Genomic DNA, 15,486 nt, shown 5'->3' on the forward strand with positions numbered 1-15,486 from the left:
CCCCCAGCCCCACCTCCGCCTCCCCGGCGGCGGACGGAGCCGCCTCGCTCAAGGGCAAGCGGTTCACCCTCGTCACCGGCGACATCGTGACCGTCGGCGCCGAGCGGGGTGAGCCCCGCGTCGACATCGAGCCCGGCAAGGGCCGCGAGGGCGTCGGCTTCGTCCGGCGGGGCAGCGGTTCCGACCTCCAGGTCATCCCCATGGACGTGGCGCCGCTGGTCGCCACCGGCNNNACGACGGTGCCCTCGACGATCGGGGGCTGCCTCTCATCGTGCGCCACCGCGGCCCCCGGCTGCCCGCCGCCACCCGCGCCGAGGCGCTGCACGGGAACACGGTGGCGCTGGAGTCGATCGACGCCACCGCCGTGACCCTGCCCGAGGACGACCGCGGTGCCCTGTGGCGGACGCTCACCACGTCCGAGGACGGCGCCGACCCCGAACTCGCGCCCGCCGTGCGGAAGGTGTGGCTGGACACCCCCGTCGAGCTCACCGGCGAAGGGAACGCGGACGACGAACCGGAGACCACCCCGGACGGTGACGTCGCGGTCTCCGACCTGGTCGGGCAGATCAACGCCAAGGGCCTCAGGGCGCGCGGCCTCGACGGCAGCGGCGTCAAGGTCGCCGTCATCGACACCGGGGTGCGCGCCACACACCCCGACCTGGAGCAGCGGGTCTCCAAGGCGGAGAACTTCATCTCCTGGGACGACGAGAAGAGCGACATCGACGGCCACGGCACCCATGTCGCGGGAATCATCGCCGGGACGGGCGCCGCGTCCGACGGCCGGTACGCCGGTGTCGCGCCCGGCGCCGAGATCCTGAGCGCCCGGGTGCTCTCCGGCCCGCTCGGCTCCGTCTCCCACATCATCGACGGCATGGAGTGGGCGGCCGACGAGGGCGTCGACATCGTCAACATGTCGCTGGGATCACGGGCGTTGAGCGACGGCACCGACCCCTGGTCGCTGGCCACCGAGGCCCTGCTGGAGCGCGGAGTGCTGCCCGTGGTGGCCGCCGGCAACGACGGACCCCGCTCCTACACGGTCTCCCCGCCGGCCGCCGCCGAGGGCGCGCTGGCCGTGGGCGCGGCCGGCGGTGACGACGCCGTCGCGAGCTTCTCCAGCCGTGGCCCGCTCTTCGGTGACCACAGCGTCAAGCCCAACATCAAGGCCCCCGGTGTCGCCGTGACGGCGGCCCGCGCCAAGGACACCCCCATCGGCGACATCGACCCGGCAGGCCCCGAGGGCCCCGTCGACGACACCTACACCCGCCTGTCCGGAACGTCCATGGCGTCGCCCGCCGTCGCCGGGGCCGCCGCCCTCGTGATGCAGGCCCACCCCGACTGGACGCCCCGCCAGGTGGCCCTCGCGCTGGTGTCCAGCGCCCGGCCCAGTGCCGGCGAGAGCGTCTACGACCAGGGCTCCGGACTGGTCGACGCCGAACGGGCGGTGGACCAGCGGGTCACGGCCACGTCGTCCGCCCTGGACTTCGGCCGGCTGTCCTGGCCGCGCGCCGCGGAGGACACCCGGCGCAAGGTGTCCTTCACCAACGACACCGCCGAGGACATCACCCTGGACCTCACCCTCGACGTGAAGTCCACCCGAGGGAAGCTGCCCACCACTCTGCTCGCCCTGGCCGAGGACCAGGTGACCGTCCCCGCCGGGGGCACGGCCTCCGTGGCCGTCGCGTTCCACGACAACGGCATCCGCACGGGCGGCGCCCTCTCGGCCCTGCTGACCGCCGAGTCCGGCTCCACGGCCGTACGCGTCCCGGTCGGCCTCAGCCTCGAACCCGAGAGCCACCAGCTCACCCTCAACCTCCGCGACCATCTGGGGGAGGGCGCCGACGGCATCTCCCTCGTGGACATCCTGCCGCTCGACCGGTCCCTGGAGCCGTTCGAGGAGCCCCAACTCGCCACCCTCGCCTCGAAGATCACGGTCCGGGTCCCCGCGGGCACCTATGCCGTCTCGGCGTTCATCGGCCGCCACGAGGACGACTCGTACTGGTTCGACAGCGACATCGTCCTCACCGGTGAGCCCCGCGTCCGCGTCGACAAGGCGACCGAACTGACGCTGGGCGGCACGGCGGCACGCAAACTCGCCCACAAGGTCGACGACCGCGAGGCCGAGAACATCTACCGTCAGGTCGGGGTCGCCCAACGGCAGGCGAAGGCCCCCGCAGGGGAGCGCGGCCCGCTCTCCCTCCACACCGACGTGCAGTTCAGGCACCGGGCGCCCGACTACTGGGCGGTGCCGTCCAGGACCCGAGCCAAGGGCAACCGGTACACGGCGTACTTCCGCGAGGACCTCGCCAAGGGCTATGTGTACGGAAAGGCCCCCGACGGCGCCCCCGGCGACGGCGAGTACTCCTACCCGACGGCCACCGGGCCCGTGTATTACCTCGCAGCCTTCCGCGAGGGCCGCATCCCGGCCGCCCTCACCGGACGGGTCAAGAACTCCCAGCTCGCGCGGACCGAGGCGCGCTACCACGCCGCCGAGCAGACCGGTGACTTCGACCTGCCCTTCCCACTGAAGTCGAAGCTGGCCACCGCGACCGTGAAGGGCGTCCCGGTCGGCGGACGACGCGTCAACGTCCCCTCGCCCGGCACCCGTACCGAGTTCTTCACCGCGTCCAAGGACATCGCCTGGGCGCAGGAGTTGCGGTGGAGCTGGCAGAACGCGGACAGCTTCGACCCGCTGGAGCACCGCGCGCTGCTCACCCGGCCCGAGGTGTTCCGGCCCGGCCCCCGCACCGAGCACTGGAACCGTCCGGTGGGAGCCCCCGCGCTCGCGCCCGACGGCCGCCAGCTCACCCGGACCGGGGACACCGTCACCGTCGACCTGCCGCTCGGCGGCGACTCCGACCCGCGGCACCTGTTCACCAGCGACGATCTGTACGCCACCTACTCCTACACCCTCAGCCGCGGCGGCGAACAGCTCACCAGGAGCCGCGACGGTGCCGAGGAGTCACCGCGGAACACCGCCCTCGCGGCCTGGGACGTGCCGGCGGACACCGGGACGTACACCCTCAGGGCCCACGCCGACCGCAGTCAGTGGAACGCCGTGAGCACCGAGGTCGACGGCGTGTGGTCGTTCCGCTCGGGGCGGACCGCCGAAGGGACGACGGCCGCGCTACCGCTGACCGGTGTGCGGTTCGCGCCGCCGGTCGACAGGTGGTCCCGTGTCGCGGACGGCCGTACGGTCGCCGTGCCGTTCACGCTCCAGCGGACCGGTGACCAGGCACGGGGCCGGGTGCGTGCGCTGACTGTCGAGGCGTCCTTCGACGGCGGTGCGACGTGGCGTCGGGTGCCGGTGGTGAAGAACCGGGCGCTGATAGCGCATCCCCCGCTCGCCACGCTGCCCGCCGAGCACCTCGACCGCAACGGGCACGGCTCCGTCAGCCTCAGGGTCAAGGGCGCCGACCGGGCGTCGACCTTCGCGATCACCGTGAAGAACGCGTACAAGCTCAAGAAGTCCTGACCCGGTCGACCGCCGGAGGGCCGCCGCACACAAGGGCGGCCGGCTCTCCGGCGGTCTCTCACTGCTTCGGCGCCCCCGCGCGCAGGGCGTCCATGACGAGATCCATGAGACGGCCGGCCCGGGCCTGCCAGTCCTCGCTCGGGCCGATCTGCCAGAGGCCCGCGATGGCGAGGAAGAAGTCGTCCGCGCTCACACCGGGCCGGATGGTGCCGGCCTCCTCGGCCGCGCGCAGCAGCACCTCGGCGGCCGCGAGCACCGGGGTGGGGCGAGGTCTTCCGGGGCTTCCCGGAGCGCCCGCGGCCTGCCGGATCGCGTCCGCGAGCCCCACCTTGGTGAGGGCGAACCGGGCCAGACGGTCCATCCACTCCCGCAGCGCCCGGTCCGGCGCGTGGACCGCGAGCAACTCGGCCGCACTGTCGGCGACCTGCTGCATCTCATGCCGGTAGAGCTCCAGGACGAGAGCCTCGCGGTTCGGGAAGTGGCGGTAGAACGTGCCCTGCCCGACGCCCGCCTTCTTGGCGATGGCGCTCAGCGGCGCGTCCGCGGACCGGGTCAGTTCCTCCAGGGCGACCGCCAGGATGCGCTCGCGGTTCCGCCGCGCGTCGGAGCGCAGAGGCGCGTCCTTCTCCTCTGTCACGCGTCCTCCTCACCGGCCCCTGACCGGAATCCGTCCTTGTTGATCCGGACAACTGTCCGTTAAGTTGTCCGGGTAGGCGGACACGTGTCCGCTTGCTGCATCCTAGCGCTGCCGTCGCGCCGCGCGGCACCCTACCGCCCCTGTCCTCGCACACCTCTGCCTGCCGGAGCCTCCCCCGGGCCCGCTCCGGTATACGCGAAAGAAGGCTGTTCATGTCCTCAGCCCCTTCCTCGACGTACAGCGCCGTCACCCTGACCGTCAACGGCGAGAAGCACATACTGACCGTCGACCACCGCACCACCCTGCTCGACGCCCTGCGCGAGCGCCTCGATCTGACCGGGACCAAGAAGGGCTGCGACCAGGGGCAGTGCGGTGCCTGCACCGTCCTCGTCGACGGGCGCCGGAACGTCTCCTGCCTCCAGTTGGCCGTGGCGGCCGAGGGGCGGGAGATCACCACCATCGAAGGTGTCGCCGAGGGCGACCGGCTGCACCCGGTGCAGGAGGCGTTCCTCGAACTGGACGGCTACCAGTGCGGTTACTGCACCCCCGGCCAGATCTGCTCCGCGATCGCGGTGATCGAGGAGCACGCGGCGGGCTGGCCCAGCGCCGCCACCGACGACGTACGGCCCGAGGCCGGCCCACCACCCCTCACACCGGAGGAGATCCAGGAGCGCATGAGCGGCAACCTCTGCCGCTGCGGCGCGTACGTGGCCATCGTGGAGGCCGTGGCCCGCGCCGCCGCCGACCGCTCGACCGCCGAGGAGGTCGCCGCGTGAGGGAGTTCGACTACCGGCGCGCCCATGACGTCCCCGGCGCCCTCGCCCTGCTCGACGCCGACCCGGAGGCACGCTTCCTCGGCGGCGGCACCAACCTCGTCGACCTGATGAAGACCGGCGTGGAACGGCCCGCCCGGCTCGTCGACGTCCGTGACCTCCCGCTGGACCGCGTCGAGTCCACCCCCGACGGCGGGGTGCGGATCGGCGCGACCGTCACCAACAGCGACCTCGCCGCCCACCCCGAGATCCGCCGCCGCTACCCCGCGCTGACGCAGGCCGTCCTCGCCGGCGCCTCCGGACAGCTGCGCAACATGGCCACCGTCGGCGGCAACCTGCTCCAGCGCACCCGCTGCGGCTACTTCGCCGACGTCACCAAACCGTGCAACAAGCGGGTCCCCGGCAGCGGTTGCCCCGCCATCGAGGGCGAGCACCACAACCACGCCGTCCTGGGCGCCACCGAGCACTGCGTGGCCACCCACCCCTCCGACATGGGCGTGGCCCTGGCCGCCTTCGACGCCGTCGTGTGCCTGGACAGCTCCCTGCTGTACTGCCACACCGGCGACCAGCTCGACAGCTTCCTCGCCTCCTGCCGCCACGCGCTCGCCCCCGGCGGGCTGCTGGTCGCGGAGATGCGCAACGGCGCCTATTTTCTGGGCCGCACCGATCTGCTCGACACCTCGACCGTCGACGGCTTCACCTGGCGGGGCACCGCCTACCGGTCCACCACCACCCTGACCGTGGACCGCACCGCCCAACTCCTTTGCCGGGTCCGCGTATGGACCTCCGACGACGGCGCGCCACCCCTCGAACAGCGCTCCGCCTGGCGGTTGCTGTTCCCACTGGAACTGCGCCACGTCCTGGCCGCGCACGGCTTCGAGGTCCTCGAACTGCACGACGGGCCGGGCCCTCGCACCGAACCGCCCTGGCGAGAGGGCCGGTTGCCCGGCAGTACGACGGACGCCGACCGGCTGCACCTCGTCGCACGGCTCACCGCTCCCCGATGAAGACCACCCGCACGACGCGCCTCCCCCACTGACCTTCGTCGCGCGCCTCCCCCCTCTCCCATCCACCACCACACCCCAAGGAACCTCCATGCACGACGAACGTTTCCCCGGCCTGCGCCGCCGCGGTTTCCTCGCCGCCACCGGTGCCGCCACACTCGGCGCGCTCGCCCTGACGGCGTGCGGCGGGGGCGGCACCGACTCCGAGGCGGGCGGCGGCGACGGCGGTACGCCGAAGCGCGGCGGGCGGCTGCGTGCCGCGTTCGCGGGCGGCGGCGCCAGCGAGACCCTGGACCCGCACCTGGCGAACCTGTTCGCGGACGTCGCCCGCGCCAAGGCGCTGTTCGACAAGCTCGCCGACTACGGCGCCGACCTGTCCGCGCAGCCGCGCCTCGCCACCAAGTGGGAGGCCAACAAGACGATGGACCGCTGGCAGGTCACCCTGCGCGAGGCCACCTTCCACGACGGCAGTCCGGTGACCGCGAAGGACGTGCTCTACAGCTACCGCCGTATCGCCGACCCGGAGAAGGCGTACCGCGCCAAGGCGTCCCTGGAGCCCATCGACCTCGACGCGAGCCGGGCCACCGGCGAGCGGGGCATCGAGTTCGTGCTGAAGCGGCCGACCGCCGAGTTCCCCAATGTGCTGGCCGCGTTCGGCGCGTACATCGTGCCCGAGAACGCGGGCCGGAAGGCCGGAGACTTCGACAGGAGGCCCATCGGCTCCGGCCCCTTCCGCTTCGTGTCCTTCACCCCCGGCCGCTCGGCCGTCCTGCGCCGCCACGACGCGTACTGGGAGGGCGCCCCGTACCTCGACGAGCTGGAGTTCGTCGTCGCCAACGAGGAGTCCGCCCGGGTCAACGCGCTCCTCGGCGGCCAGGTCGAGTACGCCCACGAGCTGAACCCCACCACCGCGCGCGCCCACGAGGGCAAGGGGCAGATCGAGATCGTCCGGCTCCGGGGCAGCGCCATGCAGGGGTTCTGCATGAAGACCGACCGGGCGCCCTTCGACGACAAGCGGGTCCGTGAGGCGTTCTTCCTGATCGCCGACCGGAAGGAACTCGTCGACGGCGCGCTGTCGGGGGCCGGCGTCGTGGGCAACGACCTGTTCGGCAAGGGCTACGAGTACTACGCGGCCGACCTGCCGCAGCGCGAACAGGACCTGGACCGCGCCAAGTCCCTGCTGAAGCAGGCCGGCGCCGAGAAGCTGAAGGTCCGGCTGGACACCTCGGCCGTCGCCGCCGGGTTCACCGAGGCGGCCGGCATCTTCCGCGACCAGGCCGCGAAGGCCGGTGTCACCGTCGAGGTGAGAATGGGCAGCAAGGACTCGTACTGGAGCGACATCCTCGACTCCGGCACCCTCGCCTGCTACCGCTCCGGCGCCATGCCCATCGAGGCGCACATCTCGCAGCGGCTGCTGACCGGCTCCACCACCAACGCCACCCAGTGGCGGCACAAGGACTTCGACGCGCTGTACCGGCAGGCCCAGTCCACCCGTGACCGGACCGAGCGGGCCGCCGTCTACCAGCGGATGCAGCGCCGCCTGTACGCGGAGGGCGGCTTCCTCATCTGGGGGTTCGCCGACTGGATCCTCGGCACCGCCAACAACGTGAAGGGAGTGGAGACCGGGGCCCCCGCCAACACGCTCGACTGGGCGCGCTTCGACAAGGTGTGGCTCGCGTGAGCGGAAGCGGGCTGCGCTCCTTCGTCGCCCGGCGGCTGCTCCTCGGCGCCGCGCAGACCGTGGCCGTGGTGCTGCTGGTCTTCGCGCTCACCGAGGCGCTGCCGGGCGACGCGGCGGTCGCCCTGGCCGGGGACCAGCCCGACCCGGAACGCGTCGCCGCCCTCCGGGAGGCCCTGCGCCTCGACCGGCCCGTGCTGGAACGGCTCGGGGACTGGGCGGCCGGACTGGCGCACGGCGACTTCGGGACCTCCCTGGCGTCCGGCCGCCCGGTGAGCCGGTACATCGCCGACGGCTTCGGCCCGACGCTGCTGCTGGCCGCGCTCACCGTGGCGCTGCTCCTGCCGATCGGCTTCGGCCTCGGCGTGCTGGCCGCGCGGCACGAGGGCGGACCAGTCGACCGTCTCGTCAGCGGGCTGACGCTCGCCGTGTACGCGGTGCCCGAGTTCGCCCTCGGGGTGCTGCTGGTGACGGTGTTCGCGCTGCGGCTGGGCTGGCTGCCGCCGACCGCCGTCGGCTACGGCACCGATCTCCTCGCCCATCCGGCCGCGCTCGTGCTGCCCGTGCTCGTGCTGCTCTCCCGGCCGGTGTGCTCCCTGGTCCGGCTGGTGCGCGCCGGCATGGTCGACGCCCTCGCCTCCCCGTACGCGGCCCACGCCCGCCGGTACGGCGTGCCGGGCGCCCGGGTCCGTTACGCCCACGCCCTGCCGAACGCGCTCGCCCCCGCCGCCCAGCAACTCGCCCGCACCGTCGACTGGTTGCTGTGCGGTGTCATCGTCGTGGAGGCCCTCTTCGTGATTCCCGGACTCGGCACCGTCCTCCTCAACGCCGTCGCCGAACGCGATGTGCCCGTGGTGCAGGGCCTCGCCGTGGTGTTCGGCGTGCTGACGGTCGTCCTCAACCTGGGCGCCGACGTGGTCGCGCACCGGCTGGCCCCGCGCGCGGGGGTGGCCGCGTGACCACCGGCTCCGGCACCACCGCCACCCCGGGGCGGCGTACGGCCCGTTCCACCGCCGGGCGGCGTACGGGCCGCTTCGCGCTCGGCGTCGCGATCATCGCCGTGCCCCTCCTCCTCGCCCTGCTGGGCCCGGTGTTCGCGGGTGAACCGGGCCCGCGCACGGTGTCGTTCACGCTCGGCGGCGGGCACTGGCTGGGGACGGACTTCGTGGGCCGGGACGTGTGGCGGCAGGTGCTGCACGGCGGGCGGCCCGTCGTGCTGACCGCGCTCGGCGCCGGTGTGCTCGCCTACCTCGTCGCGCTGCCGGTCGGTCTGGCCGCCGCCCTGACCCATCGGCGGTGGCTGGAGGAACTGCTGATGCGGCCCCTGGACGTGCTGATCGCCGTACCGTCGCTGCTGCTGATCCTGCTGGTCGCGTCGGTGTTCACACCGGGGGCCGTCGGGCTCGCCCTGCTGGTGGCGCTGGTCAATGTGCCGGACGCGGCACGGCTGGTCCGCGCCGCCGCCACCGAGGCCGCCGCCCGGCCGGTCGTGGAGGCGCTGCGGCTGCAGGGCGAGAGCTGGTGGCGCACCGCGTTCGGCTGCGTCGGCCGCGCCATCGTGCGCACCCTGGGCGCCGACGCCGGGACCCGCCTCACCGGGGTGCTGTATCTGGTCGCCACGGCCGCGTTCCTCGGGGTGGGGGTGGAGCCCGACGCCGCGGACTGGGCGGTGATGGTCGACCGGAACCGCACGGGACTGTTCGTGCAGCCGTGGGCGGTGGTCGTGCCCGCGCTGCTGATCGTCGCGCTCACCACCGGCACCAACCTGCTGTTCGACGCCGCACTGGAGAAACCCGCACCGAGGACGCCCGGTGCGCGCCGGGGACGGAAGGAACGACGGCCGTGAAGCGGTACGACGACGCGGGCGGCCGATCCGCCGGGGAGCCCCTGGCCGAGATCGAGGACCTGCGGGTCGAGGTCGGCGGACGGGTGATCGTCGACGGGGTGGGTCTGCGGGCGCTGCCCGGCCGGGTGACCGCCCTGGTGGGTGCCTCGGGCAGCGGCAAGACCACCACCGGGCTGGCCCTGCTGGGCGAGTTCCCGGCGGGCGCGCGGGTCACCGGCCGCGTCCATGTGGCGGCCGGCGGGCCGGTGGGATACGTACCGCAGCACCCTGCGGCCGTCCTCAACCCCGCCCGCCGGGTCTCGGCGCTGCTGACCGACATCGCCCGCGCCCAGGTGCGGGATCTGCCCCGGCCGGCGCGCCGGGCGGCAGCCCGCGAGCGGGTCCTGCGGGCCCTCGCCGACGCGCAACTACCGGACGGGGAGGCGCTGTTGCGGCGGTATCCGCATCAGCTGTCCGGTGGTCAACAGCAGCGGGTCGTCCTCGCGCAGGCCCTGCTGCTCGGCGCCCGGGTCGTCGTGGCCGACGAGCCCACGACCGGGCAGGACGCACTGACCAAGAGCCGTGTGGTCGACCAGCTGGCGGCGGTCGCGGCCCGCGGCTTCGCGGTCGTGCTGCTCAGCCACGACCTGGACGTCGTCCGCGCGCTCGCCGACGAGATCCATGTCATGCGGGACGGCCGGATCGTGGAGTCGGGCCCGGCACAGCGGGTGTGGCGGGCGCCCCGGCACGAGTGGACCCGCGAACTCCTCCGGTCCAGGCCCCCGTTGCCGGACACGACGGAGCCCGACGGCCCCGAGGATCCGGCGGATCCCGTGCTGCGCGTACGGAACCTCACCGCCCGCCACCGGGACGGGTCCCGCCGGGGTGCGACCGTGGCCGTGCGGGCACCCGAACTCACCCTGTACACCGGGCAGTGCCTGGCCGTGGTGGGCCGCTCAGGCAGCGGCAAGACCACCCTCGCCCGCTGTCTGGCGGGGCTGCACCGCGACCACGACGGCGAGGTCCTCCTCGACGGCGCTCCCCTGCCGCGCAGCCTCCGGGACCGGCGCCGGGAGCAACTGGCGGCCGTGCAGTACGTGTTCCAGGACGCCCGCGCCGCCTTCGACGAGCACCGCCCGGTACTGTCCCAGGTCGCGCGGACGGCGGTCCGGCTGCGCGGAGCCGACACCGGCGCGGCGGAGGTCGAGGCACTCACCACGCTGGCACGCCTCGGCCTGCCGGCGGAGCTGGTGCGCCGCCGCCCGGCCCAGCTGTCCGGCGGTGAGCTCCAGCGCGCCGCCCTGGCCCGTGCCCTCCTGGCCCGCCCGCGCGTCCTCCTCTGCGACGAGATCACCTCCGGGCTCGACACCGTCACCCGGCGGGGCATCCTCGACGTCCTCACCGGACTGCTCGACGGCGACGACGACCTCTCCCTGGTCCTGATCACCCACGACCTGGACACGGCGGCCGTCGCCCACCGCGTCGCCGTCCTGGACGACGGGCAGATCGTCGAACAGGGCCCCACCCACCGGATCCTGACGGCGCCGCGCCACCCGTTCACCGCCTCCCTCATGGCCACCGCCGCACCGCGAGGACGTGGTACCCCCACGGGTCCAGGGCGACGAACAGACCGGGATCGGTGAGTTCGCCGCCCTCACGACAGCAGCGGAGCCCGGTCGCGGATCGCGAGGGCCGGCTGGGACGGGTGCAGCCGGGCGGGCGCGGGCGTCGCCGTTCCCGCTCAGCGGATCTCGACGAGGAGGTCTCCGCCCTCCACCTGCTGGATCCGGTTGATGGCGAGCCGGGAGACCCGTCCGGCCTTCGGGGCGGTGATCGCGGCCTCCATCTTCATGGCCTCGATGGTGGCGACGGTGGCGCCCGACTCGACCTCGTCGCCCTCGGCGACCGCGAGGGTCACCACTCCGGCGAACGGGGCGGCGACATGGCCGGGGTCGGAGCGGTCGGCCTTCTCGGTGGCGGGGATGTCGGAGGAGGCGGCGGCGTCACGGACCTGGATGGGCCGCAGCTGGCCGTTGAGGGTGGCCATCACGGTGCGCATTCCGCGCTCGTCGGCCTCGCCCACGGCCTCCAGACCGATCAGGAGCCGCACACCGGGTTCCAGGTCGACGGCGTACTCCTTGCCGGGGCCGAGCCCGTAGAAGAAGTCCTTGCTGTCGAGGACGCTGGTGTCGCCGTACGTCTGCCGATGGGTCTCGAACTCGCGGGTCGGGGCGGGGAACAGCAGCCGGTTGAGGGTGGCGCGCCGGTCCTTCTCCAGGCCCTCGCGGTCCTCGGCGGTCAGCTCCTGCACGGGCTTGGCCTCGCCGCGGCCCTGGAGGGCCTTGGTGCGGAACGGCTCGGGCCAGCCGCCGGGCGGGGTGCCGAGTTCACCGCGGAGGAAGCCGATGACGGAGTCGGGGATGTCGAACCGGTCGGGGGTGGCCTCGAAGTCGGCCGGTGCCACCCCGGCACCGACCAGGTGCAGGGCGAGGTCGCCGACCACCTTCGACGAGGGGGTGACCTTCACGAGGTGGCCGAGGATGCGGTCGGCGGCGGTGTACATCGCCTCGATGTCCTCGAAGCGGTCGCCGAGGCCGAGGGCCACGGCCTGGGTGCGCAGGTTGGAGAGCTGGCCGCCGGGGATCTCGTGGTCGTAGACACGGCCGGTCGGTGAGGCGAGGCCCGCCTCGAACGGGGCGTAGATCTTGCGGACGCTCTCCCAGTAGGGCTCCAGGTCGCCGACGGCCCTGAGGTCGAGGCCGGTGGGCCGGTCGGAGTGGTCGGTGGCGGCGACGATCGCCGACAGGGAGGGCTGCGAGGTCGTCCCCGCCATGGACGCCACGGCTCCGTCGACGGCGTCGGCGCCGGCCTGGATCGCGGCGAGGTAGGTGGCGAGCTGCCCACCCGCGGTGTCGTGGGTGTGGATGTGGACCGGCAGGTCGAACTCGCGGCGCAGCGCGGACACCAGCTTGGTGGCGGCCGGGGCGCGCAGCAGGCCCGCCATGTCCTTGACGGCGAGGACATGGGCGCCCGCCTCGACGATCTGCTCGGCGAGCCGCAGGTAGTAGTCGAGTGTGTAGAGCTTCTCCGCCGGGTCGGACAGGTCGGAGGTGTAGCAGAGGGCGACCTCGGCGACGGCCGTCCCGGTGGCCCGTACGGCGTCGATGGCGGGCCGCATCTGGCTCACGTCGTTGAGCGCGTCGAAGATGCGGAAGATGTCGATGCCGGTCCGCGCGGCCTCCTCCACGAAGGCGTCGGTCACCTCCGTCGGGTACGGGGTGTAGCCGACGGTGTTGCGGCCGCGCAGCAGCATCTGGAGGCAGATGTTCGGCACGGCCTCGCGGAAGGCGGCCAGCCGCTCCCAGGGGTCCTCGGCGAGGAACCTGAGGGCGACGTCGTAGGTGGCGCCGCCCCAGCACTCCAGGGAGAGCAGCTGCGGCAGGGTCCGCGCCACGGCGGGCGCGACGGCGAGCATGTCCTTGGTGCGGACGCGGGTCGCGAGCAGCGACTGGTGGGCGTCGCGGAACGTGGTGTCGGTGACGCCGATGGTCGGCGACTGGCGCAGCCAGCTCGCGAAGCCCTCCGGGCCCAGCTCGACGAGCTTCTGCTTCGAGCCGGCGGGCGGCTGCGCGGCGGGCACGGCGGGGATCTTGCCTGCCGGGTCGATGAGCGCGGGCCGCTCGCCGTGCGGCTTGTTGACCGTCACGTCGGCCAGGTAGGTGAGGAGCTTCGTGCCCCGGTCGGCGGAGTGGCGGGAGGTGAGCAGATGCGGGCGCTGCTCGATGAACGACGTGGTGACGCGGCCCGCCTGGAAGTCCGGGTCGTCGAGGACGGCCTGGAGGAACGGGATGTTCGTGGCGACGCCGCGGATACGGAACTCGGCGACGGCACGCCGGGCCCGGTTGACCGCGGTGGTGAAGTCCCGGCCCCGGCAGGTGAGCTTGACCAGCATCGAGTCGAAGTGCGCGCTGATCTCGGTACCGGCATGGGTCGTACCGCCGTCGAGGCGGATGCCGGAGCCGCCGGGCGAGCGGTAGGCGCTGATACGGCCGGTGTCGGGGCGGAAGCCGTTCGCCGGGTCCTCGGTGGTGATACGGCACTGCAGGGCCGCGCCGCGCAGGGTGACCGTCTCCTGGGAGAGGCCGAGGTCGGCGAGGGTCGCGCCGGCGGCGATGCGCAGCTGCGACTGCACGAGGTCGACGTCGGTGACCTCCTCGGTCACCGTGTGCTCGACCTGGATACGGGGGTTCATCTCGATGAAGACGTGGTTGCCGTCGCGGTCGAGGAGGAACTCGACGGTGCCCGCGTTGCGGTAGCCGATCTCCCGGGCGAACCGTACGGCGTCGGCGCAGATCCGCTCCCGCAGCTCCGGGTCGAGGTTCGGGGCGGGCGCCAGCTCGATGACCTTCTGGTGGCGGCGCTGCACCGAACAGTCACGCTCGAACAGGTGGATGACGTTGCCGTGGCCGTCGGCGAGGATCTGCACCTCGATGTGGCGGGGCTCGACGACGGCCTTCTCCAGGAAGACGGTGGGATCGCCGAACGCGGACGCGGCCTCGCGGGACGCCGCCTCGATGGCCTCGCGCAGCGCCGCGGGTTCCTCGACACGGCGCATCCCGCGCCCGCCGCCGCCGGCGACCGCCTTCACGAACACCGGGAAGCCGATCCCGTCGGCGGCGCGCACCAGTTCGTCCACGTCGGTGGAGGGCTCGGAGGACCCGAGCACCGGTACGCCGGCCGCGCGGGCGGCGGCGACGGCGCGGGCCTTGTTGCCCGTCAGCTCCAGGATGTGGGCGCTCGGTCCGACGAACGTGATGCCCGCCTCCTCGCACGCCCGGGCGAGTTCGGGGTTCTCGGACAGGAAGCCGTACCCCGGGTAGACGGCGTCGGCGCCGGCCTGGCGGGCCGCGCGCATGATCTCGTCGACGGAGAGATAAGCCCGTACGGGATGGCCCGGCTCACCGATCTCGTAGGCCTCGTCGGCCTTGAGCCGGTGCAGCGAGTTGCGGTCCTCGTGGGGGAAGACGGCGACCGTCCGCGCGCCCACTTCGTACCCTGCGCGGAACGCGCGGATCGCGATCTCGCCACGGTTGGCGACCAGTACCTTGCGGAGCATCCCTGATCCCTTCGGCCTGCGATGAGGAACACCATGGTCGCGGCAATGTAGCCCACGTGCCATGAGAGTCGTGTCACTGAGTGCCAGTATTTTTCGGACTGATATGGAGGAAGGGATCGAATCATCGGTGAAGGATGCGGTCGATCCCTGTCCCACAGTGCCATCGAACGCCGGGCGGGTGGCCGGTTTCGTATGCGGTGCGCGTGGCTGTTCTCGTGCGCGGTGTGCGTGGCTGTTCTCGTGTGCCGGGCGCGGGCGGTCACTCCGGCAGGGCGAACTGGCTTCCCGTCTTCTGCCCGTCCTCCGAGACGACCGCGGCCACACAGCGGAAGACGCGCAGCCCCTTGTCCCACTCCGGGGCCGTCGGCGGGAGGATGTCGACGTTCCATTCGTCCGCGACGTCCCGGCCGTTCGGGACCATGGACGCGGCCATGACCTTCCGGGAGCAGAGCGCCTTGACGTCGGGGTGCCGGATGAGGTCGCGCGCGTTGTTCGTCTGACCGTCCTTGGGGAGCGGGGCGATCGCGAAGGTCTCCCACACGTGCCGGGTCCGGCAGTCCGCGCGGCTGACGGTGACGAGCCCGGAGACGTCGGTGATGCCGCTCCAGCACTCGGGGCTGACGACGCACCGGCCGCCCACCCCGTCGACCTCCGACGCGGGACAGTTCTCGGTCGTGGTCGCGACCCCGCCGAAACCGGAGGCGGCCTTGCCGGCGTCGGTGGCGGGCGCCGAGGGAGCCCCGGTCGAGCCCCGGTCCCCACGGTCGTCCTCTCCGCTCCCCTGGTTGACCACCACGGTGACCGACACGCTCACGGAGACGGCCACGGCCGCGAACACGGCGATCAGCAGGGGCCGCCGCCGCGCTCCCCCGCGCCCGTCGCCGACCGGTCCGCGCCCCATCGTCGTGTCGCCGTATCCACCGGCGCCGCCGGGCGGCCCCGCGGTCGTCGGCGGCGCCGGTGGATACGGCGACACGACGA

General features: G+C 73.2%; 10 protein-coding genes and 1 pseudogene. 8 read left to right on the top strand and 3 right to left on the bottom strand.

Annotated features, from left to right (window positions below):
• Together AOK23_RS48890 and AOK23_RS51950 are read left to right on the top strand one after the other, a co-directional pair.
• The coding region (locus AOK23_RS48890) for a hypothetical protein (RefSeq protein ID WP_206336255.1) at positions 1-230 on the top strand (230 nt) is incomplete at both ends.
• Between the two features lie 230 nt (positions 231-460).
• On the top strand, positions 461-3,472 hold the full coding sequence (locus AOK23_RS51950; RefSeq protein ID WP_420823727.1) for a S8 family serine peptidase: 3,012 nt from the start codon (positions 461-463) through the stop codon (positions 3,470-3,472).
• A gap of 58 nt (positions 3,473-3,530) precedes the next feature.
• Here AOK23_RS51950 and AOK23_RS21415 read toward each other — a convergent pair whose 3' ends face one another.
• A complete protein-coding gene (locus tag AOK23_RS21415; protein WP_055714308.1) occupies positions 3,531-4,109 on the bottom strand; it encodes a TetR/AcrR family transcriptional regulator in 579 nt (192 codons plus the stop codon).
• A gap of 212 nt (positions 4,110-4,321) precedes the next feature.
• Here AOK23_RS21415 and AOK23_RS21420 point away from each other — a divergent pair, with 212 nt between their 5' ends.
• The 6 genes from AOK23_RS21420 (at position 4,322) to AOK23_RS21445 (ending at position 11,032) form a co-directional block, all read left to right on the top strand.
• Entirely contained in the window at positions 4,322-4,885 is a 564-nt protein-coding gene (locus AOK23_RS21420; protein WP_055714309.1) for a 2Fe-2S iron-sulfur cluster-binding protein, read from the top strand.
• Positions 4,882-5,889 (top strand): FAD binding domain-containing protein, encoded by a 1,008-nt coding sequence (locus AOK23_RS50050; protein ID WP_079049603.1) that lies wholly within the window; start codon positions 4,882-4,884, stop codon positions 5,887-5,889. Before AOK23_RS21420 ends, AOK23_RS50050 begins: the two co-directional genes overlap by 4 nt.
• 88 nt (positions 5,890-5,977) lie before the next feature.
• Positions 5,978-7,567: an ABC transporter substrate-binding protein gene (locus AOK23_RS21430; RefSeq protein WP_055714310.1), complete on the top strand. Its 1,590-nt coding sequence runs from the start codon at positions 5,978-5,980 to the stop codon at positions 7,565-7,567.
• The gene (locus tag AOK23_RS21435) at positions 7,564-8,523 is read left to right on the top strand and encodes an ABC transporter permease (RefSeq protein ID WP_055714311.1); all 960 of its coding nucleotides are present in this window, start codon (positions 7,564-7,566) and stop codon (positions 8,521-8,523) included. Before AOK23_RS21430 ends, AOK23_RS21435 begins: the two co-directional genes overlap by 4 nt.
• Complete coding sequence (locus AOK23_RS21440) at positions 8,520-9,410, top strand: ABC transporter permease (protein ID WP_055714312.1); 891 nt, start codon at positions 8,520-8,522, stop codon at positions 9,408-9,410. Before AOK23_RS21435 ends, AOK23_RS21440 begins: the two co-directional genes overlap by 4 nt.
• Positions 9,407-11,032, top strand: a complete 1,626-nt coding sequence (locus AOK23_RS21445; protein ID WP_055714313.1) for an ABC transporter ATP-binding protein — start codon at positions 9,407-9,409, stop codon at positions 11,030-11,032. Before AOK23_RS21440 ends, AOK23_RS21445 begins: the two co-directional genes overlap by 4 nt.
• Before the next feature lie 98 nt (positions 11,033-11,130).
• Here the strand turns inward: AOK23_RS21445 and AOK23_RS21450 are convergent, their stop codons facing one another.
• Together AOK23_RS21450 and AOK23_RS21455 are read right to left on the bottom strand one after the other, a co-directional pair.
• Positions 11,131-14,505 carry a pyruvate carboxylase gene (locus AOK23_RS21450; RefSeq protein WP_055714314.1) on the bottom strand — a complete coding sequence of 1,125 codons (3,375 nt, stop codon included), beginning with the start codon at positions 14,503-14,505 and terminating at the stop codon, positions 11,131-11,133.
• 259 nt (positions 14,506-14,764) lie between these two features.
• A pseudogene (locus AOK23_RS21455) lies at positions 14,765-15,486 on the bottom strand (serine/threonine-protein kinase); the annotation flags it as partial.

This window comes from Streptomyces torulosus (assembly GCF_001419765.1).
GTDB lineage: Bacteria > Actinomycetota > Actinomycetes > Streptomycetales > Streptomycetaceae > Streptomyces > Streptomyces torulosus.